Raw genomic sequence first — 24,586 nt, forward strand, 5'->3', positions numbered from 1 at the left:
TCAAAATTTGAAATATTCACATTTCCGTCACTTGATGCTCATTGTGCAATCTTTCCCTTTGAGCAATAATAGAACCTATAGATTCTATAGCGCCTTTAACTTTTGAAGAAAGGAGGACCATTGAAATTTGAATTCCAAACTGAATTTGCGGGACAAAAAAAAGGAAGCCACCTTCTACGCCCTAGCCGTAGCGGCCTTCGAGCTTGCGCTTGAGCATGGCATGGATGGCTTCATTGTTGACGATGTTGTTCAGAAGGCCGGGTATTCCCGGCGGACTTTTGCCAATTACTTCTCCTGCAAGGAAGAAGCAGTGGCCGCCTATTTCATTGGCAATATTGCTGCCAAAGAGAAAGAAGAAGCGAATAACACGCTGGCCGGTCAACCGCCGGATGCTACACCGCTTGATGTCCTGTACAACCTGCTGAAGCTGCAATTCACCTCGGAGTTCCTGCATAAGCTGCGGCAGTTCGTCTCCCTGGCGAATCAATATCCGTCTCTGGAGCCTTACATTCTCAATGTCTTCCGGCATTTGCAGATCACAGCCCAGGAGACACTGGAGCAGTTCACCCGTGGACGGTATGCCGATGGATATACCCACCTGCTGGTAGGTGCCGTCTATGGGGCATTCGTGCCTATCTTGGACGGACGGCTGAATGTCATGCTGCCGGGCGAACAGCTGAGTGAAGGCTCCGATGCCATGCCGTTTGAACAATACCTGAATTCTATGTTTGCTTATTTACGTAACGGCTTCTAAATTCACAGATAAAGAGGAGAAACCACTACATGTCTACCTTTCTATACCGCTTAGGGAAATCGGCTTATGCCAAGCCTTGGGCCTTCATTGCAGTCTGGATCATTGTACTCGGAGTTGTAGGCACCCTGATTGGAGTCAATGGCATTCAATCCAGCTCTGAGATGAAAATTGAAGGCACAGAGTCGCAAAAAGTGCTGGATAAGCTGACAAAAGAGCTGCCCGCTGCAGCCGGAGGCCAGGCTAGTATCGCCTTCACTGCACCGGACGGCGAACGTCTGGATACGCCTGAGCGGTCCGCACTATTGCTGAAGGCCATTAATGATGTATACAACATGGAATATGTCATAAACCCTGTAGAGCTCGCAGCACAAGCAGCGGCCGCCGCTAGTCAAGCCGCTGCTGATCCTTCCGCCGCTACGGGCCAAGCCGCTGCCGATCCTTCCGCCGCCGCTGGTCAAGCTGCCGCCGATCCTTCCGCTGCTGCCGGCCAATCCGCCGCTGATCCTTCCGCCGCCGCTGGTCAAGCCGCTGCCGATCCTTCTGCCGCTGGTCAAACCGCTGCTGATCCTTCCGCCGCCGCTGGTCAAGCTGCTGCTGCGCAGGCGATGCCGTTCGGTCCGCTGATTGCCGAAGGCGCTCCGGTTCCCGGCGTGATGCTGTCGGCTGACGGCAGTATTGCCCTATTCCAGTTCCAGTTCACGGTTCAGCAGACCTCTCTGCCATCGGAGGTGCCGGATAAGATCATCGATACCGTAACCGAGGTGGAACAGTCCGGTTCAGGCATTACCGCGATTCCAAGCGACTCGCTCAAAAGCATGCCAGCCATCGGCTCCACGGAAGCTATCGGCGTAGCCGTTGCTGCCGTCGTCTTGTTCCTGACGCTGGGCTCGGTTGTCGCTGCAGGCTTGCCGCTGTTGACCGCGCTTCTCGGAGTCGGCATCAGCGTCGGAGGTGCCTTTGCCCTCGGCAGCCTGATCCAGATGAACGATATTACACCGGTTCTTGCCGTGATGATCGGTCTCGCGGTAGGGATCGACTACTCGCTGTTCATTGTGAACCGGCAGCGCCGTCTGATCCTGGATGAGAAATTAAGCGCAGCCGAAGCAGCCAGCCGGGCACTGGGCACCGCAGGCAGTGCCGTATTCTTCGCCGGTCTGACCGTTATTATCGCCTTGTGCGGCATGCTCGTCATTGGCATCGGCTTCTTATCGACAATGGCACTTGTGGCTGCGGCCAGTGTTCTGATTAACGTCCTGCTGGCCTTGTCCCTGCTGCCTGCGCTGCTCGGACTGGTCGGTGAACGGATCGTAACCGCCAAAGCCCGGACGAAGAACACCACTGCCGCCGCCAAAGCGCAGCACAGCTTCTCGCACCGCTGGGCAAATGCCACGGTGAAATACCGTTGGGCCATCATTGTGCTGGTGGTGCTGGTGCTTGGCACAGCTGCCATTCCAGTGACCAAGATGGAGCTGGGTATTCCATCCGGCGCCTCGGCGAACCTGGATACTCCGGCCCGCCAGAGCTATGATGTCATCTCCAAAGGGTTCGGCGAAGGCTTCAACGGCCCGCTGCTGCTGGTCGCTGAGACGAAGAATCCGTCTGAGAAGATCTCCATGCCAATTCTGGGCAAGCTGGTTCAGGAGCTGCAAATGCACGATAATGTGACCCTGGTCTCTCCGCTCGGTGTCAGTCCCACCGGCGATCTCGCCATCATAAGCCTGATTCCGAAGACAGGGCCCACAGATACCGCAACCAGAGACCTTGTACAGGAGCTGCGCGATCCGGCGTCCAGCCTGACCACCGGCAACAATATTAATCTTGGCGTGACCGGCTTCACCGCCATCAATATTGATATGTCCTCGAAGCTGTCCGATGCCTTCCCTGTATACATCGGGATCATCGTGATCCTGTCGCTGATCATTCTGCTCCTGGTGTTCCGGTCCATTATCGTGCCAATCAAAGCGACCGTCGGCTTCGTGCTAAGTATTCTTGCCACCTTCGGCGTGACCACCGCCGTCTATCAGTGGGGCTGGCTGCATTCGCTGTTCGGCTTCGATACCGGCGGACCGCTGCTCAGCTTCATGCCAATCCTGGTTACTGGTATTCTGTACGGACTTGCCATGGATTACCAGGTCTTCCTGGTCAGCTCCATGCGTGAAGCTTATGTCCACGGCCGCCATGGCAAGGACAGTGTCGTTCACGGCTACGATCTGGCCAGCCGCGTTGTACTCGCTGCAGGCGTGATCATGGTGTCCGTCTTCGCCGGCTTCATCTTCGCCCCGGATGCGATGATTAAGCAGATCGGCTTCGCACTGGCCTTCGGCATCTTGATCGATGCCTTCATTGTCCGGATGACGCTGGTTCCGGCCGTCATGGCCGTCTTCGGCGACAAAGCCTGGTGGCTGCCGAAATGGTTGGACCGCCTGCTGCCGAATCTCGATGTCGAAGGCGATAAGCTGATCGCCAAGCTGAATGCCGAGAGCGGACAGAAGCACTAAATCTTCCCCCATAAAGCAGAGACTTGGCTTCGATGATTACCAGGTACTTTGCGGGACCCCCAGACATGTATATCTCCCCGGAATAACGGACGGTGCTCCCGCCGTACTCCCGGTACAAATAGAGCCTGCGGCATCGTCCGCAGGCTCTATTTTGATATAATGGCTATAATTGAATTCAAATCCTAAGGAGGAGTACCCGTGAACATCGTAGAACTGGACCTTGCTCAGAACCAGCAGGAAATCTCCAGACTTCTGGAGGAACACAGCCGCGGCATAGACAGCAGCATTCCACCTTATCAGCGTGAGGTAATCTCCCTGGCGGCCTACGAGAACGGCGTCTTCGTTGGCGGCATTACCGGAGATATCGTCTGGAATATCCTGAACGTGCACTTACTGGCCGTTGACCCCACGTACAGAGGCAATGGACTCGGCAAGGCCCTGCTGGAAGAGATGGAACATAGGTCCTCACTTCGCGGTTGTAAGGTTAGCGAATTAACCACAATGAGCTGGCAGGCGCCGCATTTTTATCAGAAGCAGGGGTATGAGATCTTCGGTGAAATCAAGGATTGTCCGCATGAAGGGCAGAGCAAATATTATCTCCAGAAAAACCTGAAGCCCGGTTCCCCCTCCTAAGGGGGCCCGGCGCTTCGCACTATCCCGTTCAAACCACACTGAAAATCACATGCTTCCCGGCCGCCAGCGCCTTCCCGTAAAAGTCCAGCAGGCCTGAAAATTCACTCTTCACTGCCTCGCTAAGCTGCTCTGTCACACCGCCCGGCTCCAGCTTCTCCAAGTCTACCTGCTGCATTGCCGCAATAATATCTTCCAGCTCATCATGCTCCGTGCAGGCGAAGAACCCGTCCTCCTCTTCCAGCTCAAACACATGGACGCCGACAACAGCTTCACTTAACGGGTCGCCTTCTATAGGTTCACTGGCGGAGACTCCGGTTAATGCGAGATGCAGCTCCTCCCACAGCTTGTCGATGTCGAAGTATTCACTTCCGCCTTCAATGAGCTTCTCCAGCGTATCCATCAGCTCTGAACCGTCCATCTTCATCATGCGCTCCAGCGTATCCTCATCCACCATGACATATTGGCCCAGCATCCCCATTTGCCATTCCTCCTTATATAAGGTACGGCTGCCCACGCTCCACTCTCCTTACAGAATAGGCGACAGCAGCCGGGAAATCCCCTCTTTCAGCTTGATCACAAGCGAGCGCTGCGCATACCGTTCAACCGTAAGCTCCGAGCACAGTCTGACATCATTCAGGAAAATATCCTGGAGCTGTTCGGCAATCGCCCGGTCATACACAATGGCATTGACCTCGAAGTTCAGCCGGAAGCTGCGGGAATCGATGTTCATCGTTCCAACAGAGGCAACCTCCCCGTCTGCGACAATCGTTTTGGCGTGCAGGAAGCCGTTCTCGTAGAGCAGGATTTTGGCCCCGTAATTCAGCAGATCTCCGGCATACGCCCAGGTGGCCCAATACACGAACGGATGGTCAGGCTTGTTAGGGATCATGATCTGCAGATCGACTCCGGAGAGCAGGGCGATTTTGCAGGCATCCATGAAGCTGGTGTCCGGTATGAAGTACGGGGTCTGGATATACACACTTTCCTTGGCTGACAAAATCAGCTTAATATACATGTTCTTCAGATGCTCGGTTGACGAATTGGGGCCGCTCGTAATGATCTGGACCGGGCTTGTCCCTGTATGCTGCTCCATGTTGAAGACGAATTCCCCGTAATCTCCGCGCTCATGCTTCCCGGCCTGATGCCAGTCGAGGATGAATCTGCCCTGGATATGGCTGACGGCATTTCCGGTGATCCGAAGATGAGTGTCCCGCCAGTAGCCGAACCTCGGATCCTGCCCCAGATATTCATCCCCCACATTGAACCCGCCGATATAGGCGATGCTTCCGTCAATAATGCATAGCTTGCGGTGATTCCGGTTGTTGATCCTGAAGTTCAGCGGCTTGATCAGGGACGGGAAGAACACTTCAACCTCCCCACCTGCTGCACGCAATTCCCTGAAAAAATGCCGCGAAATCCGCTTGGAGCCGACTTCATCATATAACAGCCGCACCTTCACGCCTTCCCGCGCCTTCAAGATCAGCTCTTCACGCAGCTTCATGCCCAGCTGGTCCGGCTGAATGATGTAGTACTGAATATTGATCTCTGCGCGGGCAGAGCGGATATCCTCGAACAATGCGGCGAACTTCTGATGGCCGTCACTGTAAATAACAATCTCATTATCGTTAGATAACAAGCCGTGCGACGAGCGGATATTCATGTTGATGAGCTGGGCATAGTTCTGCAGCAGCTGCGACCTGTCATCCGCCCCTTCTGCGAAGGCTGCCAGCTGCTTGTCCGCTTCAGCCTGGACATATTCCTGCTCTTCGATGAAGAGCTTGTAGAAATTCCTTTTTTTGAGATTGCGTCCGAAGAAGATATACAAGACAAATCCCAGAATCGGGATGAAAAACAATACCATCAGCCAGGCCCAGGTGTACCCCGCCTCCCTGCGCTCAATGAACAGAAAGCCCAGGGCCAAAATGATGTTAATGAGGGTGACGACTGTGGTTAGACTTGCAAACTCCATGCTCTTTCCCCTTTCCTCTCTGTCTCTCTCTGCTGCCTAAAAGTCTTCCAGCACCTTGGACCTGTCGCCATGAATCCTGTCCAGATGCTCCTCTCCCCAGTAGCATAACAGGTCCAGCGCGGGCTTCAGCCCCCAGCCGTAGGCCGTCAGCTCATACTCCACTCTGGGCGGAATCTCCTGGTAGATGGTCCGCGAGATTATTTCATCGTTCTCCAGGCCTCTTAACTGGGCGGTCAGCACTTTCTGGGTGATGCCGGGGATGAGCCGCAGCAGCTCGGAGGTACGCTTGGGTCCGGTCATCAGATGGTAGATAATCAGCGGCTTCCACTTACCGCCCATCACTTCCAGCGCCGCCTCTACTCCGACTCTATACTTCTTAGGAACGCTATCGTCACTCTGTTCAGTCATTGCTTCTGCCTCCATTTATGTAGGGAACCTCAACGTTCCTATGGAACATACACCTTCCTATAGAACAGCAAAGTGCGTACTTCCAGATTATTTGATTCCTGTTTATAATAGCATCAGCCAAGGAACAAGGCTACAAACCTGCTAGTAAGAAAGGTAGTGAAGATACAATCATGAGCGTATTAATCGTCGTATCGCATCCGAGACAAGATTCCCTGACCTTCCAGGTGGCCCGCCGTTTCGCTGAGGGATTGAGCCAGGCCGGCCATGATTATGAGATATTGGATTTGCATGGGATAGGATTTGACCCTGTTCTACAAGGGCGGGAGGAACTCCATATGACTGCAGGTGAACAGGAATACCCCTATTCTCCTGAATTAGAGCGGGAAATGGAGCGGTTGCGGCAGCATGACGGCCTGGCCTTTGTTTTTCCGCTGTGGTGGTGGCATCTGCCAGCCATGCTGAAGGGGTATATCGACCGGGTGCTGAACAACAGGGTTGCCTACGGCACAAGTAATCTGCATGATTATCGTGCGCTGTGGCTGGCTCTGGCAGGCGTAACAGAGGAGCAGATGAAGAAGCGCAGCTATGATGAGGCCACCACGCGTCTGCTGAACGTAGGGATTGCCGATTATTGCGGAATCACAGACTCCAGAGTAGAATTCCTCTACGATACTGCGAGTTCCGCACCCGGACACCGTGAGGCGTTGCTGGAACAGGCCTATCAGGCGGGACTACATTATGGCAAAGGGGAAAACTGACAAATCGCAGGAATAAGGGAGATCACAGCATCACATCAAATTCACCCACATAAACTGCGTTTCCAGTCACTTCTATAGTGTTGCCGTTATCAGACACGGACACTCTGACTCTGCCGTCCCTGCCGATCTCTTGGCCCTGTTCGATTACAAGCTCTAGCGCAGCGGTCTGTCTGCTGATGTACCTGGAATAGTAGGCTCCCATCACCCCGGAGGCGGTGCCAGTCACCGGGTCCTCGGTGGTCCCAGAGAACGGGGAGGAGAAATGGCGGGCGTGCATACGGGCATCAGGATCATACGTCTGCTGGCAGAACGGGTGAATGGATGAGCGGGGCATCTCCTTCAGCACCTCAGGGAACCGCTGGTTGTCAGGCTGCATCCGGGTGAAGGCGGACAGGCTTTTGACGGGGACGATTAAGGTCCATGTGCCTGTACTGCCGTACATGGTTGGCAGGGTCTGATCAATATCACCGGGTTCGAGGCCGATCGAGCGGGCCAGGTCTTCAAGCGATCCGTTAAAGGGTTGAAACTGCGGGCTGGCCTGTCTCATCGTCATATAGAGGCTGTCGTGATCTTCTGTGAAACGGATGGGCAAGACTCCTGCTTTGGTCTCGATCGTCAGCTCGTTAGCGTCTCCAAGGAGGCTCTTGGTCTTCAGAGCAAATAACGTCGCTAGGGTCGCATGGCCGCAGAGATTAATCTCATGCCCGGGTGTAAAATAGCGGATTCTGAGATCCGCCTGGGTGGATTTTAACGGAAACGCCGTCTCATTAAAACCAACCTTCGCTGCAATGTCCTGCATTTGCTCCTCCGAGAGTGCTCCGCCGTCCAGGACAACCCCTGCCGGGTTCCCTTTGTTTGGAATGCTGCTGAACGCATCGTAATGATAGACTTTGATGTTCTGCACACCTGCACCGCCTGTCTTTTTTTGAGTAATATGATAGCATAAATGTATATACTGTGAATTTAAGATATTTAGGCATTATGATATGTTCGGTTTTTCGATTACATTTGGACTACATGCCTCCGCCACGCCCAATGTGGTCGGTTTTTCGATTACATTCGGACCACGCGCCTCCGCCACGCCCAATGTGGTCGGTTTTTCGATTACAATTGGACCACGCGCCTCCGCCACGCCCAATATGGTCGGTTTTTCGATTACATTTGCACCACGCGCCTCCGCCACGCCTAATGTGGTCGGTTTTTCGATTACATTTGGACCACATGCCTCCCTCACGCCCAATGTAGTCGGTTTTTCGATTACATTCGGACCACATGCCTCCCTCACGCCCAATATGGTCGGTTTTCCGCGTTCAGACAAAAAACAGCAACGGACCTCCCTCTAAAAAGGAAGGTATCCGTTGCTGCAATCATAAAAAATATACAATTTGTCTACTCTGCTGTCTATTCAGCCATCTACTCAGCCGTATCCTTCTTCCCCAGCCAAGCCAGCTCCGCCATCGCCCGCAGCGGTCCGCGCAGGCCTGACGCTACTTCCGCTTCGCTCTGCGCTTCCGGCTTATCGCTCCAGATGGAGAAGGTGCTGCCGATGAGTTCACGCGGATAGGCTCCGGTGTATTCCTGCTTAGCTTCCCCGGTACGGTTCGGGAACAGGCCGGGATGCCAGGAGGCGCGGATTTTCTCGCCAGTCGGATACGTGTAGCCTGCATGTTCACCCAGCACATAATACAAGTAGCCATCATTGTAGTTGATTACCTGATGCCCCTTGGTGAGAATGTCTTCCACCGGGGCCATCATCGGGTGCCACTTCGTCCAATACGTGATCTGGATGGACGGCTTGGGCGCGACCCGCTGAATCTGATCCGCACGATAGAGGCCATCATTCCAGGCACGGACGGTCCAGCCCTTCGACTCCAGATGTTCAGCAACCTCGTTAAGGTAATCAATATAAGTATCCACGCCCGTGCCTCCGCTGATGTTCAGCACATTCCGGGCATACTCCGCAAGCTGCGGGTACTTATCGAACTCCGCGAAGTTGATGAATTCATCCCCGCCAATATGAAAATAACGGCTGCCCGCAAATAACTCCGCGTATTCGTCAATCAAATCCAGCACGAACCGGCGGGCTGCCGGATTCGTAATATCCAGCGCCCCCGGAGCCGGAGTTCCCGCTGCATCCTTAAGCAGCCACTCGGGATGAGTGCGGAGCGCCTGTCCCAGATGCCCCGGTGAATCCAATGAAGGTATGATATCCACATGATAACGCTGTGCCTCAAGAATAATCGCCTTCATCTCCTGCTTGGTTAAAGCTTGCTCCGACACTACCTCAGGATGGCTCTCGCTCATCAGCCGGAAGCCTTCGTTCTCGGAAAAATGCAGCTGCAGCGTATTCAGCCGCAGCCGGGACATCTCTCTAATCCGCTCCAGGAGCCAGTCTTGGCTGTAGAATTTGCGGCCAATGTCGATATGCAGCGCCCGCTCTCGAATGACAGGGTAATCGGTGATGGTGCCGCAAGGCACGGAGCCGTCATCTGCCAGCCGCTGCAGCAATGTCCACAGACCATACATCACGGCCCGTTCACTTGACGCGGTGATCTTCGCATAAGTCCCGATGTCAATGACGTAAGCTTCCTGGCTGTCCAGGTCTCCCGCTGCTTCATGATCCGTCAGCTCAATGACGATATCGCCTGAAGCGGGCGGCTCCGCGCCCCCGTGTACAAGAGTCATGATGTAGTCAGCGGGGGTCAGAATGCCCGAGAATTGGCCCAGAACCATAAAGACTGTTTCGTTCAGAACACTGTTATTATCCGATCTCGCATTGTCCACAATTCGCGCTTTGAACCCGGCAGACAAGCGCCATTGTCCCCCGGCTACCGCCGCAATCTGCTGCTGTACACCGGTAAGCGGGCCGTTATTGGAGGTTTGCCGATCTAATGGTTCATCCATATCCATCCCCATACTTTTCTCACCTCTTCCTTCTTCGCCTGGATCAGCTCAGCCGGATACCAACCGTTGTAATCTCATGTCCGCCAAGCGGAAGCTTCAGCGAAGCGGCTCCTTCTAGCTGAAGCTCTTCACCTTCTGTTTCCAGTACATTTGAAGCATAGATGGCGGCAGCCGGAAGCGCTGGTTCCAGCTCCAGTATACAGGACTCGCCCGTCATGTTGAACCAGCGGAGCAGCACATCGCCGCGCTCTTGGTTCAGCTTCATAGAGGAGAATGCAGCGGTCCCGCCGCTCCAGCGGACGGCCGAATACACGGCAGGAATCGTTCCCGCGTGAACCTCTGCCTGCGCACAGGTCCAAGGAATCTGGAACTGGTATGCTGCAGCAGCGGCACCGAAGGTTACGGCATCCCCGCTATGCGGCAGGAGCAACAGGTCTGCGGTCTGTTCGCCCAGGCACTGGGCTTCCGGCGTAGGAAACCAGCCCCAGTCGCCCATCTCGCCGACACTGCGGAGCAGCGTCACGGCAATCGTATTGCGGCCATCCCGCAGAACCTCGTATTCGTGTAATCCGAGGTTAGCGACCGTCAGGCCTGCATGCTCCCCGGCAACATCCACGAAGCACTGCTGATGCTGCGCATTACTCGGGTTCTGCCATTCCGGTGCCGGCTCGTTCGGACGCTCCGCCAGCTCGAACATCGAATCTACGCGGTGCGAGGCTGCGGCCAGATCCGCAGGGAACAGCATCCGCAGACGGTGGTCTTTAGCCGTATTATCGATGAAGCTCTTCACTTCCAGCCCTTTGCCGCTACGTTCCAGTCTTAAGACAGTCCGCAGTTTAAGGGTTACTGTAGCGGCACTACGCTTAGCCTGCCGTTCCGGGTAATAGACCAGTGCCCGCTGCTCTTCTTCCAGCAGGGCATCGGCCGAAGCCGGAATCTCCCATTCATGGGTGATTTCGATGGAAGCCCGGTATGGCGTATCTTCAATAACAGCGATATCCGCGTTAAGGCCGAGAGTCGTCATCGGCACTTCACCCGCAGGCTGTCTGTACATATATTCGTTCCCGATGTCACCTGTGTTCTCATAGACACCAAGGTCACGGTAGATCTTGCCGCTCGGCTTATGCTCCAGTGTGAAGGAGCCGTCAGCCATAACCTCTACCCGCAGCGTATCGTTCTCCAGCACGTGCGCGCCTTGAACCAGCGAAGCTGGGACGGAAGCCATAGCTTCCAGGTTCGCCGCCGGAGCGCTTCCGGCAACATCAGCAGCGTTCGCTCCAAGCGGGCGAACCCAGGCATAGGTGCGCAGCCCCAGGGCAGGCACATCCGCCGCCTCGAAGGTCAGCCGCACCTTACGGCAGCTATACGGCTGGCGGAACCGGTCATCCGGCAGGTCATAGCCGAAGGACAGGCCGAGATCCTCCACCGTACAAGGAACCGGCTGGCCTTGTTCATCGACCAAGACCCGTCCGGCCAGGTCCACGGCTTTCATCAACCGGGCATTCTCTTCAAGCGGCAGGCCTTCGCGCAGATACTGGCGGGCGGCATCCAGTTCTACGGTTACCGTGCCGGTGCGGCTCCAGCCGCTGGTATTGGTTACCACGAGCGGAAGGGCCTCTTCGCCGTAAGCGGCGAAGCCGGAGGTATCAACCGCTGCGGTGATCGCCTGCATACTATCCGCTACAATGCCCTCGGCCATGTGATAGCTCTTGTCGAAGCGGGTAACCATCTCACGGTGCACCTCATCCACGCTGCAGCCGCAGATGGAATCATGCGGATGGTTCTGCAGCAGCGTCTTCCACGCATAATCCAGCAGATGCTGCGGATACTCTCCGCCATGCAGCTTCGCGATCACGGCCAGCGGCTCGGCGACCTTCTCCAGCATCGCCTGACCCCGTTGGTTCAGTTGCTTCAGGTATACCCGGGCTGACGCTGTATTAACCAGCGTTCCCCAGCCGTCGGTGCGCTGGCTGCGCAGCTCGCCCTTCACAGTGGACAGACTGCGGCCGGCCAGTGAGTCTTCTACTGCCTTAATATAGTCCGGGAAGTTCGAATGAACGAAGGAGACCTCCGGGTGCAGCTTCTCCGCCGTGCGGATCGCCTCCGGCAGGTCGGTCTGCAGCGGCTGGTGATCGCAGCCGTTCATGAACAGCAGCTGGTCGGTCGCTGCATACTGCCGGGCATCGCCCAGCTTGCGCTCCCAGAAGCGGCGGGCCTCCTCTAATTCCACCGGAACCTCATTCCCGTTAGAATACCAGTTGGCGAACAGGATGCCCAGCACCTGCGAGCCGTCTGGACCTTCCCAGACCAGCTCGGAGAACGAGGATTCATAGCCGTCATCCGAGACCATATTGTTGAAGCCTGTCGGCTTCACTCCGCGCCCGAAGAAGGCATTGGTTATGCCCGCCTGCTGCATAAGCTGCGGAATCTGTCCGGTCAGACCGAACGTATCCGGGAAATAGCCGATTTTGGACACTTCCCCATAGACTGCCGCATCCTGATGACCCAGCTGTAAGTTACGCACATTAGCTTCCGGGCTGGTCAGGAATGCATCCTGCAGAATATACCAAGGCCCGATGTAAATCCGTCCCTCCCGGATATGCTGCACCAGCCGCTCCCGGTTCTCCGGGCGGACCTGCAGATAATCCTCGATGATAATCGTCTGGCCGTCGAAGAAAAAGCTGCGGAAATCCGGGTTCTGCTCCAGCGTATCCAGCAAAGTATCCACCAGTTGAATCAGCCGGATGTGATGGCGCTCATAAGGCAGATACCATTCCCGGTCCCAGTGCGTATGCGAGATAATATGTGCCGTCTGTTTTGTGGTCATAATCGGTTACCCCTCAATCTCCAGCGGATATTCCTCCATATAGCTGATCAGCTCATCCACCGTCGTGAACGCCAGTCCAGTCACTGTATCTGCACAGCCGTAATAGATGGCAATTCGTCCGGTAGCCGCATCAGTCAATGCCGCGCAAGGGAAGGTTACATTCGGCACATCGCCTACACATTCATACAGCTCTTCCGGGCCGAGAATATAGTTGCGCGAACGGGCTTTCACCTTCCAAGGCTGATCAAGATCCAGCAGCGCGACACCCATGCGGTAGACGAATCCGTTACAGGTGTTGATAACACCATGATAGATCAGCAGCCAGCCCTTGTCAGTTTCAATCGGAATCGGACCCGGGCCAATTTTCTTGGACTGCCACGCGGAAGCGTCACCGTCAACCGTACCCATCACATAGCGGTGCTTGCCCCAGAAGGTCAGATCAGGACTCTCACTGTAAAAAATATCACCAAACGGCGTATGCCCCGTATCACTCGGACGGCTGAGCATCGCATAATTGCCGCCAATCTTACGCGGAAGCAGCACACCATTGCGGTTATACGGCAGGAAGGCATTTTCCAGCTGGTGGAAGGTTTTGAAATCGAATGTATACGCCAAGCCGATTGTTGGGCCGTGATACCCGTTGCACCAGGACACATAATAACGGTCGTCAATCTTGCAGACACGCGGATCATAGCGGTACTCGCGCTTAGTGATCTCTTCATCGCCCTCGAAGACGATAGGCTCATGGTTGATCTTCCAGTTCACGCCGTCTTCACTGAAGCCCGCGAAGATATCCATACTGACCGACCTCGAATCACAGCGGAACACCCCTGCGAAGCCGCCCTCAAACGGGATAACTGCCGAGTTGAATACACTGTTCGAGTTCGGAATGGCGTTGCGCGGAATGATCGGGTTGGCGGAATATCTCCATACCGGGGAATTCGTGCCCTCAGGCTTCTCCTGCCAAGGGATGTTCGGTAGTGCTTCTCCAATAATTGTGCTCATGATCAGGTCTCCTTTATCTGTAAAAAAATATGTTTGTCTTAGAGAATGCCTTCCTTCAGCGCCCGCAGGATCAGCTGGGAGAACAAGCTGTTCGACCAGGCGAACCATTTGCGCGTAAACACAGCCGGATCGTCGGAGTGGAAGCCTTCATGCATATAGCCGGTATCGGCGTCAGTAGCTTCCAGCATGGCGATCACTTCCAGCCGCTCTTCCTTGCTGTCTGCCGTGATGCCTTGCATCGACAAGGCCATATGCCAGATGTAGCCCGGAGGGGTATGCGGACTGCCAATTCCCTTGGCGGCCTTGCCCTCGAAGTAGAACGGATTCTCGCTGCTCAGCGCGAACCGTCTCGTATTCTGATAGACAGGATCGTCATTGTTCAGATAGCCCAGGTACGGAATGGACATCAGGCCCGGTGTTCCGGCGTCGTCCATCAGGCTGTAATTGCCATACCCGTCAGTCTCATATGCGTAGATCGGCCCGAATTCCGGGTGGCGGTAGGTGCCGTACAGCTTGATGCCGTGATCGACCTCCTGCTCCAGCTCCTTCAGCTCGGCCAGGAAATCCAGATCCCGGAACACCCACTCGGCGAAATCCTGCATCTGCCGCAGCGCCACCACGGCGAACATGTTCCCCGGAATGTTGTAATGGAAGTCGCAGGCATCGTCGCTGGAGCGGAAGCCGGACCAGATCATGCCGGTGTAATTGACGGGCATCCCCAGACCGCCGTTACGGATGGAATCCTCCATAATCCCGTTGTTCCGCGTGAAGCGGTACGGGGACTGCTCGGCATGATGCTGCTCGCGCTTGAACAGGTCGGTGATGACGCGCAGCATTTTTTTGAAATCAGAGGTGAAGAAATCAGTCTGCTTCGTCTCTTCCCAGTAAGCATGGGCCAGCCGGATCACGAAGCACAGCGAGTCGATCTCGAATTTGCGCTCCCACACCCAGGGCGACATCTCGGTCACATCGGCGGCATTCCAGTGCCAGTCATTGGCCGATTCATTGAACGCGTTGGCGTAAGGATCGATCAGCACATACTCTGTATGGCGCTTGATCAGCCCGCCGATAATCCGCTGCAGGTCAGCATCTTCTGCGGCAAAAGGCACATAATGAATGACCTGCTCCACTGAATCGCGCAGCCAGCAGGCCGGGATGTCCCCCGTAATCACAAAGGTGGTTCCGTCATCAAGCAGCTTGGTAGTCGTCTCCAGTGTATTCGGGAAGCAGTTGCGGAACAGCCGCTGGAGCTTGGGCCGGTGAGCCAGCTTCGCTTCGGCGTCGGCCAGCACGGCCTGAATGGATGACGGCAGCGTTAGCTCCGGCATCTCGATGCGGGGAAGTCTGAATTGTTCCAAGGTAATAGTCTCCTTATCGCTAATCTATAATTTTAGAAGCTGAATTTAAAATCGAACTTAAAGCTCACTCGTCACTGCGGTGAATGTTTGGACTTCCAGCAGCTGCCCATCCCCAGATTTCTTGATGAGAGCGGGAGTTGCGATAGGTTTAATTGCAAATTGTACAACTAAAGCAACTGATTTATAGCCGACAAACCGTTTAGTTGCATTTCATACATTTAAAAATCGATAAGCTGTTAATTCTCACCCTTTTGGGCATTTTTAGTTGTACAGACTACACTTATACAATAAAAGAATGCATTTCCGCTGTTTTTAATTGTACGTTCTGCAACTATCCGAGTACCTTACACTCAGCCCCTCATGTGCTTCTATTCAGCATGAATAATCTTAATCGTCTTGATCTCGAACGGATGGAAGTCTAGCGTCAGCATGCCGTCTTCATCCGGCAGCAGCTCGGTCTCTTCCTCCAGCGCATTAGACAGGTAGATCGCCGAGTGCGGCAACGGCCAGCTGATCCGCACGGTCTCGCGTCCACCGGCTGATTCATACAGCCGCAGGATGCTGCCGCGTCCGTCTTCCGCCAGCTTGACGGTATCCAGCACTACCTGCTTCCCTTCGTAGGGAAGGAAGGAGCCAGTGGACGGATGCTGTCCCGCACTTGCCTCGCAGGCTACAGCATACGAAGCATGATTCAGCTCGGCGGCCTTGCGCTGGGTATGCGCCGTACGCCAGTCTCCGGTATGCGGGTAGAGCGAATAAGTGAATTCATGCTCTCCCTGATCCGCCGAATGATCCGGCCAGCGCGGGGCGCGCAGCAGGGACAGACGGATGGTGCTGCCCTGCGTGTCATAGCCATATTTGCAGTCGTTCAGCAGGCTGACGCCGTAATCATGCTCTGACACATCGGCATAACGGTGCCCGCAGACCTCATACTGCGCCTGCTCCCAGCTGGTGTTGCGGTGCGTGGTCCGCTCCAATGCGCCGAACGGAATCTCATACGTGGCCTTGCTGGTCACTACATCAATCGGGAAGCCAACCTTCAGCAGCTTGTGTGCTTCGTGCCACTGGACCTTCGTCTTGAAGTCGATCCGCTTGTCGGCATGGTACAGGATCAGCTCCTGTTGTATTTCCGATTGTCCGAGACTCCAGCGGAAGCTCAGCACATCACAGACCGGTCCTGAGGACAGCAGCCGCTTCTCCAGCAGAACCGCTGCTCCGGCAGGCTGCTCCTCATACCGGCTGTCAATATCCCAGGCATCCCATAGAATCGGCCGGTCATGGAAGAAATGGAGCCGGTTCAAGGCTTCCCCGGACTTCACAATCTCACGCCCGACTTCCTTGTCATACAGGCTGATGATCTCGCCCAGCTCATTGAACTGGAGCCGGTAATAGCCGGTCTCCCAGCGATCTTCGAACGTAGCGGAGTTCGCCGCAGAGATTGAGTTGTTGCCTGCATCCGATGTATCCGCCCCCTGCTGCTCCGCTTCCCGCAGCCACACGGTTGCATAACCGAATGCCGGAACCTCCGGCACCCGGACGCGCAGAACTGTCCGCTTTCCTGCTGTAGTCAGCTCTGCCGGAAGCCGTGTTCCGTTCCCGTCATAGACGGCGACAGCGGCAGGCTCCACTTCAGAGGCAACCGCAAGCTGGGCCACCATATCCCGGGTCCAGCCCAGTCCGTTCAGAATGACATATGGCTGTCCTTCGCCACGGGTATCAATATCCGATACAGCAGCTTCCATGACGGACTTCAGGGTGCTCTCTCCAAGGACGAAGATGTTCTTGTATTCCTTGTCCGAAGTCTCATAGACCTCGGGAATCGACGATCCGGGGATTATATCATGGAACTGGTTCAGCAGAATCAGCTTCCAGCCTTCATGCAGGGCCTGACCTACCTCTTCCCGCCGCTGCGGCGTCAGGCGGTGTCCGCCCAGAGTCTGCCATAGCTCCGCTTCCCGGTACAGAATCTCGGCCTTGCGGTTATTGCGCTTGTTGCGAGCATGAGTTGTATAGGTTCCCCGGTGCAGCTCCAGATAGAGATCGCCCTGCCAGACCGGCAGCTCCGGCGCTGCCTGCTCGATACCTGCGAAGAAATCTGCCGCCGTGCTATAGCTAGAGGCAGGTTGACCTACCATAAGCTCTGAGCGCGACAGGTATTCCAGCATCTCCCGCGTCACGCCGCCACCGCCGTCGCCGTGTCCGTAGAGCAGCATTTGCTCGCTGTGAACGGCTTTTTGGCGGTAGGACTGCCAGTGCTCATGGATATCCTTCGGCAGCGTACTCTCATTCACGCCATGGTTCATATAGGATAATAGCGCTGTCCCGTCGATTCCGACCCAGTGGAACAGATCATACGGGAACAGGTTCGTGTCATTCCATCCAAGCTTCGTTGTCATGAAGTAACGGACCTTGCCGTGCTTCAGGATCTGCGGCAGAGAGGCGCAATAGCCGAAGGTGTCCGGCAGCCATTCAATCTCGGACTGCTGTCCGAACTCCTCCTGGTAAAAGCGCTGCCCGTACAGCATCTGCCGCATCAGGGATTCCCCGCTCGGAATATTCAGATCCGGCTCGACCCACATGCCGCCGACCAGCTCCCAGCGGCCTTCCTGAATCCGCGCCTTCACCTTCGCGTACAGCTCAGGATCATTGTCCTTCAGATAAGCGAACAGCTGCGGCTGGCTCTGGGCATAGCGGTATTCCGGGTACTCCTCCATCAGGGCATGTACCGTCGAGAAGGTCCGGCTGGTCTTCCGTACGGTCTCCCGGGTAGGCCATAACCAGGCAATATCGATATGCGACTGCCCGATCATATGAATGAAGCCCTCGCTGTTGCCGCCGATGGCCTGCACCTTCGCGGCCAGCTCCTGCTCAATCTTCTCTATCTCCTTGCCAGCCAGCGAATCGTCAGGCCCCAAATTCACATAAGCATCCATCGCCTGATGCAGCGCCTCCAGCATGCGGACGCGCCGGAAGTCCTGCTCCGGCAGCAGCAGCATGGAATCCCGGATGACGGTCACCGTATACATCAGCGACTGCACCGGCAGGTTCGCTCTGACCAGCGCGGCGGTGATCGACCGGACCGGCGGCTGAATGACCGCTTGCTTGTTCAGGGGATCATCCGGCTCAGGGATCGGATCATAGAGCTCAATCTCAAGCTCCGGGTGCCTACCGCCCGTCTCCGGGTTAAGGGAAGCATAGGTATGATTGCGGTCCAGTCCCTGCCGCGAGGCTCCGTTCACTCGCAGCAGGCCTTCGCCGCCGGAGTGGAAGATCAGTCCGGTATCCCTATCGGTCCAGTCCGCCGGGATATCCAGAGTAGTGCGGAAGTAATAGGTGGTGCCTTGCACACTCGGAAACAATCCGAACGATTCACTGCCAGAATAAGGCTGTGCTTCGTCATAGTGGCCCGGCTGCCGGTAGATGGTGGAGAAGACCTTCCAGTCGTCAAGCACCCGGTATTCCAACCACTGCTGCTGTGAGCACTCCCGAATGAACCGGTTAATCCGTTCGATGTTGATCTGCTCCATCTCTAATCCTCCATGACCGTAAGATCTATATTCAGCGTGTCGTTCACATTCCTGCCGACCCCGATGCGGAAGCTTCCCGGCTCGACTACTGGTATATACTCCGGCCCGATGTAGCTCAGATGCTCTGCACTCAGCGTGAAGGTCACAGTCTGCTTCTCGCCCGGCTCCAATGCGATCTTGCGGAAGCCCTTGAGTTCCTTGGCCGGTCTCGTCACCTTACTGACCAGATCGGAAATATATAATTGCACGACCTCCGCACCGCTGCGGGAGCCTGTATTCTCTACTTCCACTGTAACCTCAGCTGTCCCATCTGCTGTGATTACTGCCGGCTCGACCAGGAGTCCGCTATAGCTGAATTCGGTGTAGCTGAGTCCGAAGCCGAACGGATAACGCGGCTGCGAATTCCCTTCCAGATAGCGTACTCCCCGGGAACGTTTGCCTAAGTAATATACTGGCAGCTGTCCTACATCCTCAGGGAGGGAGAGAGTCAGCCTGCCGGACGGATTGACATCACCGAACAGAATGTCGGCAATGGCGTGGCCGCCTTCCTGCCCCGGATACCAGGCTTCCAGAATGGCATCCGCCTGCTCATCGATCCACGGCTCGGCAATGGGACGGCCGTTGATATATACGACGACTACCGGCTTGCCAAGCGCCTTCAGCTCCTTCATCAGCTCCAGCTGAACACCGGACAGATGCAGCGACATCCGGTCGATGCCTTCGCCGCAGTCCATATCGCTAAGTGCATTCTCTGTCACCTTAGAGGCTCCAGTCCGCAGATCGATGCTGCCTTCGCCGAAGTCACGGGCACTTGACCCGCCCAGGGCAAGCACAATGATATCCGCTTCGGCTGCTACCTTACGCGCAAGCTCGAAGCCCTCGGTGGAGCTGTCTTTGATCCGGCAGCCCGGTGCATAACTTACCCGTTCCGGCTGTGCGGCAAGCTTGGCCCGTATCCCGGCCAGCACCGTTGTCACCCGGTCACGCGGCTGCGGCGAGGTGTAATCTCCGAGCTGATTGTAGCCGATGTCTGCGTTCGGCCCGATTACCGCAATCTTACTCTTGTCCTTAGCCAGCGGAAGAATGCCGTTATTCTTCAGCAGCACAATTCCCTCTGCCGCAACACTCCGCGCCAGCTCTGCATGCTCTGCACTGCCGATTACCTGCTCTGCTGCATCGGGATCGGCATATGGCTGCTCAAACAGGCCCAGCCGGAACTTCAGCTCCAGCACCCGTGCCGCTGCCTGATCCACCAACTTCTCCTCCAGCCGACCGGAACGCAGCGCCTCCAGCAGATATCCGCCGAACATCACGCCGGACATCTCCATATCAATCCCGGCGGTGAGTGCCTGTACGGCTGCATCCTCCCCGCTGACCGCTGTATCATGGCCCGAGGCCAGCATATCGATAGCGCCGCAATCGGTAATGACCATGCCCTGGAAGCCCCATTCGCCGCGCAGAATCTCTTCCAGCAGCTCCCGGTTCGTGGTACAAGGCACGCCGTCAATCTCGTTGTAGGCCGGCATGATGGAGACCGCACCGGCTTCCACCGCTTTGCGGAACGGGTACATATCGACTTCCAGCAGCTCCCGCTTGCCGATATGCGCCGGACCGGCATTCCGGCCGCCCTCCGAGCTGCCATAGGCTACGAAGTGCTTGAGGGTTGCCCCCACACTGGACGCGCTGTCAAGCCGGTCGCCCTGTAGTCCTTCCACAGACGCTACGGCATATTCGCCGATGAGATACGGATCTTCCCCGAAACATTCCTCGGTCCGGCCCCAGCGCGGATCACGCACCACATCCAGCACAGGGGAATACGTCACGGCTCCGCCTTGAGCACGGGTCTCCCGCGCGACTGCCCGGGACATCTCCCGGTAGAGGTCCACATTCCAGGTGCTGCCGATCAGCAGCGGAACCGGAAATACCGTGGCCCCGATGGCCATATGCCCGTGCGAGCATTCCTCGCCGATCAGCAGCGGAATCCCCAGCCTGGAATGCTCCAGCGCATAACGCTGAATCGCATTGACGGCCTCCGCTCCGGCCCGTGCATCGAGCCCGCTCTCCAGCGTAACCCCTGTCCAGGGATCGGCACGCAGGGTTCCGTATAATGCGCCGACACCGCCTTCGCGGATCTGGCGCTTGAAGTCTTCTGTCAATTCAATGGTTCCATCTGTATGATTATAGGTCTGCCATCCGAACAGCTGCACCAGCTGGCCGACCTTCTCTTCCGGCGTCATCAGCCCAAGCAGATGCTTCGTCCGCTCCTTGACGGGCTGTGTACGGTCTCTATATAACATCCTGGCTCCACCCTCTCTCCTTTGATCTTAATCTATAGCTCTACTCCTTAACCGCTCCAACCGTAAGACCCTGAATGAAGTAACGCTGGAAGAACGGATACGCGAAGATAATCGGTCCGGTCGCCAGTACCACCATCGCCATACGCGAGGTATCCTGAGGCATGTTGCGGAGGGCCTCCAGGCTTAATGAACTGTTCTGCGAGTTCTGCAGAATGAACTGCATGCTTGTCTCAATCCGCATCAGCATGGACTGCAGCGGCACCAGATTCGGATTGTCAATATAGAGCAACGCGTTGAACCAGTCATTCCAGTACCCCAAGGTGCTGAACAGACCGATCGTAGCAAGACCCGGTAGGGACAGCGGCAGCACGATTCCCAGGAAGGTGCGGAACTCTCCGGCGCCGTCGATTTTGGCCGACTCGATCAGGGCATCCGGTACGCTGGTGATGTAGAAGGTACGCAGAATCATAATGTAAAAAGCATTCACCGCCAGCGGCAGCACCAGCGCCCAAATGCTGTCCTTCAGGCCCAGCATCTGTGTCACGACAATATAGGTCGGAACCAGCCCGCCGTTAAACAGCATGGTGAAGAAGGAAAAAAACGCGAAGAAATTGCGGTATTTGAAGCTTTTACGTGAAATGGCATACGCATAAAGTGAAATAATAAGCAGGCTGACAATCGTACCAATGACCGTTACGGCAATGGTCACTCCGTAAGAGCGGAGCAGCGTGTCCCCTGAGCTAAATACATATTTGTAGGCTTCCAGACTCCATTTGGCCGGGATTAACCGGTAGCCGTCCCGCGCCAGCGCCCCTTCGTCCGTGAACGAGATGAGGACAACGAACAGGAACGGGAAGATACACAGGATGGCAAAGCCTCCGGCGATACAGTTAAAGATGGTATTCAGCACCGGCGACAGCCGGTGGAAATCGCGCGATTTCACAGAATTAGCAGACATTTGGATGACCTCACTTTCCTTCTTTTTCCCTAGAATAATGCACTGTCCTTATCGAATTTGCGCACGATGTAATTAGAGGTAAGAACCAGCACGAACCCGACCACTGATTGATACAAGCCCGCAGCCGTACTCATTCCGATCTCGCCGGTAGTCTTAAGTCCACGGTATACATAAGTATCGATTACGTTGGTCACACTGTAGAGCGTCCCCGAATCTCTCGGCACCTGATAGAACAGCCCGAAGTCGGCATAGAAAATCTTCCCGATCGCAAGCAGCGTCATAATGATAATAATCGGCTTCAGCATCGGCAGCGTGATGCTGCGGATCTGCTGGAGCTTGCTGGCTCCGTCGATCATCGCGGCTTCGTACAGGGACTTGTCTATGCCCATAATTGCGGCGAGATAGACCACGCTGTTATAGCCGACGGCCTTCCATAGAAAGACGAATATAATAATGAACGGCCAGTATTTCGATTCCGAGTACCAGGAGATATTGCTGCCGAACATAGCGTTAAGCAGGCCCCGCTCCGAGCTCAGGAAGCTGAACGCGAAGTATCCCACAACGACCCAGGACAGAAAGTACGGCAGGAACATGCCTGTCTGATAGAACTTGGCTAGCTTTTTATTGGCAATCTCGGACAGCACCACCGCCATCAGCACGGACAGAATCAGGCCCAGGCCAATGAAGGCTATGTTATACAAAAGAGTATTGCGTGTGATCAGATAGGCATCATTGGTGCTGAACAGGAACTTGAAATTATCCCAGCCGACCCACTTACTGTTGATGATGCTGGCCCAGAAGCCATCCCGGCTGAAGCGGTACTCCTTAAACGCAATGACCGTACCCACCATCGGCAGGTAAGAGAAGAATAAAAACCACAGTGTGCCCGGCAGAACCATAAACAGCAGCACTTTGTTTCTCAATATATCCTTGGCGGACTTTCCTATTTTCCCCATACTTCTAGTTCCTCCTATGCCGGAAAATTCTTCCGTTAGTACAAAAAGATCGGGCAAAGTCTAATCACCCGCCCGATCCTCTAATAGAATGCTACTTATTATTCGCTGCTTTCCAGGCGTCGATCTGAGTTTGAGCTTCGGCAATAATTTTATCCAGACCGGCAGCTTTCAGTTTCTCGTTAGCCTTGGTCAGGTACTCTTCCGAATCTACAGATCCGGTCATCAGCGGTGCCCAGAATTCTTCCTTCACGTTCTGAACAGCGGCGATTTCATTCGTCACCTTGGACGTATCGAAGTTGAAGCCGAGCAGCGGTGCGTTGATACCGGCATCATTGAACTTCTTGAATTCTTCCCATTTGTTCTCAGGGTCGCCTTCATTCAGATAGTTGATCATGATGTTACCCAGGGAGAATGTCGGCATGTCGTAGTTCTTCGCATCCGGCAGGTTCTTGATCATGTTGTCGCTGATCTTCTCGTAATGTACACCCTCGATCCCGGAGTCAATCATGTTGCGCAGCTTAGGATCTGTGTTGAGCAGGTTCAGGAATTCCATCGCTTTCTCAGGGTACTCGGAATTGGCCGAGATAGCCTGCATGGAGCCCATTACAGACCAGTTGTAGATATAAGGCTGGCTGGCTGGTGTTGATACGACCGGATACCCGTAGCTTGCGGACCACAGATTGTCGGCCATCGGCTGGGTGGATGCACGGTCAGTGAACCATTTGCCGGCTTTGTACAAATCATCTACCGATGAGGTAGTCGCTACTTCAGGGGAGATGTAACCCGCCTGATAGAATTTGCGGACCGTCTTAAGTGCTTCCTTGATCTCAGGAGTTTCCAGGATGTTAACCACTTTGTAGTCCTTGGTGTCCATATAGACAGCCATCGGCATCTTCTCGATCACATAGTCAAAAGGCATAATCGGCATGAAGTCCTTGACCATCGCGTAAGGAGTGACTCCAGGCTCGTTTTCCTTGATCGTTTTGAGCAGCGGCTCCAGATCCGCCATCGTCTTCACGCTGGTTATATCCAGCTTGTGTTTGTCGAGCAGCTCTTTGTTGAAGCGGAAGACCTCTTGAGCCGGAAGCTCTTTGTTGGCCGGAATCGCATAGTTGTGGCCGTCTACCTTGGAGCCTTCCAGGAAGGCCGGATCAATGGTATCCACAATGCCCTTGCCCTGATTCTTCAGCAGATCATCGAGCTGCAGGAAGGCACCCTTACGTGCATTCTGCACATAATCGAAGGCCCAGGACGAGGTGAACAGGATATCCATCGGCTCACCGGAAGCCGCCATAACCTGCATTTTTTGCGTATAGTCCCCGAAGTCGAGCATTTTGATATCGAGTGTGGCGTTGATTTTCTCAAGTGTGTATTTATTGACTTCCGTGAGGACCTTGTCCATATCCTTCTGCGGCGGCCCGATTGTGTACCAGATCAGTTCCACTGGCTTTTCGGTAGTCTCCGAGGCTTTGTTCCCGCCTGAAGCTGCTTCCCCGCCTGCATTGTTCTTACTGTTCCCCCCGCACGCCGTCAGCGCCAGTGAAACGGTTAAAAGCGTTGTCAACAACAAGGAGAAGTGTTTCTTTTTCTTACTCATTTGCCGTACCCCCTTTTAATTAGCTGTCCGAAAAATTCAGGCCTGCCGGGTATTTCCGGCTGCTGGTTTCCTTGGGCTATACCTTAACTTTATAAGATGAAAGCAGTTTCAAATAGAAGAGAAACTATAGTTTTTCA

Annotated in this window: 18 protein-coding genes; 5 read left to right on the top strand and 13 right to left on the bottom strand. The window is 55.1% G+C overall.

Translation table 11 applies throughout. From position 1 onward, the window contains the following. Window positions 1-127 precede the first annotated feature (127 nt). The 3 genes from MKX51_RS21115 (at window position 128) to MKX51_RS21125 (ending at window position 3,885) form a co-directional block, all read left to right on the top strand. Entirely contained in the window at window positions 128-754 is a 627-nt protein-coding gene (locus MKX51_RS21115) for a TetR/AcrR family transcriptional regulator (protein WP_340993723.1), read from the top strand. A 29-nt stretch (window positions 755-783) separates the two neighbouring features. Then, window positions 784-3,252, top strand: coding sequence for an MMPL family transporter (locus tag MKX51_RS21120; RefSeq protein ID WP_340993724.1), 2,469 nt, complete (start codon window positions 784-786; stop codon window positions 3,250-3,252). A gap of 198 nt (window positions 3,253-3,450) precedes the next feature. Beyond that, on the top strand, window positions 3,451-3,885 hold the full coding sequence (locus tag MKX51_RS21125; protein ID WP_340993725.1) for a GNAT family N-acetyltransferase: 435 nt from the start codon (window positions 3,451-3,453) through the stop codon (window positions 3,883-3,885). A 28-nt stretch (window positions 3,886-3,913) separates the two neighbouring features. Here the strand turns inward: MKX51_RS21125 and MKX51_RS21130 are convergent, their stop codons facing one another. From MKX51_RS21130 to MKX51_RS21140, 3 genes are read right to left on the bottom strand one after another with little or no spacing between them, the layout of a single operon-like run. After that, the gene (locus MKX51_RS21130) at window positions 3,914-4,399 is read right to left on the bottom strand and encodes a DUF1877 family protein (protein WP_340993726.1); all 486 of its coding nucleotides are present in this window, start codon (window positions 4,397-4,399) and stop codon (window positions 3,914-3,916) included. 12 nt (window positions 4,400-4,411) lie between these two features. Further along, window positions 4,412-5,854 (bottom strand): cardiolipin synthase, encoded by a 1,443-nt coding sequence (gene cls, locus MKX51_RS21135; RefSeq protein ID WP_340993727.1) that lies wholly within the window; start codon window positions 5,852-5,854, stop codon window positions 4,412-4,414. 36 nt (window positions 5,855-5,890) lie between these two features. Continuing rightward, the gene (locus MKX51_RS21140) at window positions 5,891-6,262 is read right to left on the bottom strand and encodes a winged helix-turn-helix transcriptional regulator (protein WP_340939230.1); all 372 of its coding nucleotides are present in this window, start codon (window positions 6,260-6,262) and stop codon (window positions 5,891-5,893) included. A gap of 170 nt (window positions 6,263-6,432) precedes the next feature. Here MKX51_RS21140 and MKX51_RS21145 point away from each other — a divergent pair, with 170 nt between their 5' ends. Continuing rightward, window positions 6,433-7,020 carry an NAD(P)H oxidoreductase gene (locus tag MKX51_RS21145; RefSeq protein ID WP_340993728.1) on the top strand — a complete coding sequence of 196 codons (588 nt, stop codon included), beginning with the start codon at window positions 6,433-6,435 and terminating at the stop codon, window positions 7,018-7,020. A gap of 22 nt (window positions 7,021-7,042) precedes the next feature. On the opposite strand, the gene MKX51_RS21150 is transcribed toward MKX51_RS21145, so the two are convergent. Next, on the bottom strand, window positions 7,043-7,924 hold the full coding sequence (locus MKX51_RS21150) for a PhzF family phenazine biosynthesis protein (protein WP_340993729.1): 882 nt from the start codon (window positions 7,922-7,924) through the stop codon (window positions 7,043-7,045). Window positions 7,925-8,006: 82 nt separating this feature from the next. On the opposite strand from MKX51_RS21150, the gene MKX51_RS21155 reads away from it, so the two are divergent. Further along, window positions 8,007-8,363, top strand: a complete 357-nt coding sequence (locus tag MKX51_RS21155; protein WP_340993730.1) for a hypothetical protein — start codon at window positions 8,007-8,009, stop codon at window positions 8,361-8,363. 70 nt (window positions 8,364-8,433) lie between these two features. Here the strand turns inward: MKX51_RS21155 and MKX51_RS21160 are convergent, their stop codons facing one another. The 9 genes from MKX51_RS21160 to MKX51_RS21200 all read right to left on the bottom strand — a co-directional run bounded on the left by MKX51_RS21160 (window position 8,434) and on the right by MKX51_RS21200 (window position 24,449). Beyond that, window positions 8,434-9,924, bottom strand: coding sequence for a beta-N-acetylhexosaminidase (locus tag MKX51_RS21160; protein WP_340993731.1), 1,491 nt, complete (start codon window positions 9,922-9,924; stop codon window positions 8,434-8,436). A gap of 43 nt (window positions 9,925-9,967) precedes the next feature. Beyond that, a complete protein-coding gene (locus MKX51_RS21165) occupies window positions 9,968-12,751 on the bottom strand; it encodes an alpha-mannosidase (RefSeq protein ID WP_340993732.1) in 2,784 nt (927 codons plus the stop codon). Between the two features lie 6 nt (window positions 12,752-12,757). Then, window positions 12,758-13,756: a glycoside hydrolase family 130 protein gene (locus MKX51_RS21170; protein WP_076084405.1), complete on the bottom strand. Its 999-nt coding sequence runs from the start codon at window positions 13,754-13,756 to the stop codon at window positions 12,758-12,760. Between the two features lie 38 nt (window positions 13,757-13,794). After that, the gene (locus MKX51_RS21175) at window positions 13,795-15,114 is read right to left on the bottom strand and encodes a glycoside hydrolase family 125 protein (RefSeq protein WP_340993733.1); all 1,320 of its coding nucleotides are present in this window, start codon (window positions 15,112-15,114) and stop codon (window positions 13,795-13,797) included. 368 nt (window positions 15,115-15,482) lie between these two features. Beyond that, complete coding sequence (locus MKX51_RS21180; protein WP_340995669.1) at window positions 15,483-18,626, bottom strand: alpha-mannosidase; 3,144 nt, start codon at window positions 18,624-18,626, stop codon at window positions 15,483-15,485. A gap of 17 nt (window positions 18,627-18,643) precedes the next feature. Next, window positions 18,644-20,938: a glycoside hydrolase family 3 N-terminal domain-containing protein gene (locus tag MKX51_RS21185; protein WP_340993734.1), complete on the bottom strand. Its 2,295-nt coding sequence runs from the start codon at window positions 20,936-20,938 to the stop codon at window positions 18,644-18,646. Window positions 20,939-20,978: 40 nt separating this feature from the next. After that, window positions 20,979-21,896, bottom strand: a complete 918-nt coding sequence (locus tag MKX51_RS21190) for a carbohydrate ABC transporter permease (protein ID WP_340993735.1) — start codon at window positions 21,894-21,896, stop codon at window positions 20,979-20,981. Window positions 21,897-21,925: 29 nt separating this feature from the next. Continuing rightward, window positions 21,926-22,852: an ABC transporter permease gene (locus MKX51_RS21195; RefSeq protein ID WP_076084393.1), complete on the bottom strand. Its 927-nt coding sequence runs from the start codon at window positions 22,850-22,852 to the stop codon at window positions 21,926-21,928. 91 nt (window positions 22,853-22,943) lie between these two features. Then, window positions 22,944-24,449 (bottom strand): ABC transporter substrate-binding protein, encoded by a 1,506-nt coding sequence (locus MKX51_RS21200; protein ID WP_340939211.1) that lies wholly within the window; start codon window positions 24,447-24,449, stop codon window positions 22,944-22,946. Window positions 24,450-24,586 lie beyond the last annotated feature (137 nt).

Origin of the sequence: Paenibacillus sp. FSL M7-0420, assembly GCF_038002345.1 — a bacterium.
In the GTDB taxonomy this organism is placed as follows: Bacteria; Bacillota; Bacilli; order Paenibacillales; family Paenibacillaceae; genus Paenibacillus_AQ.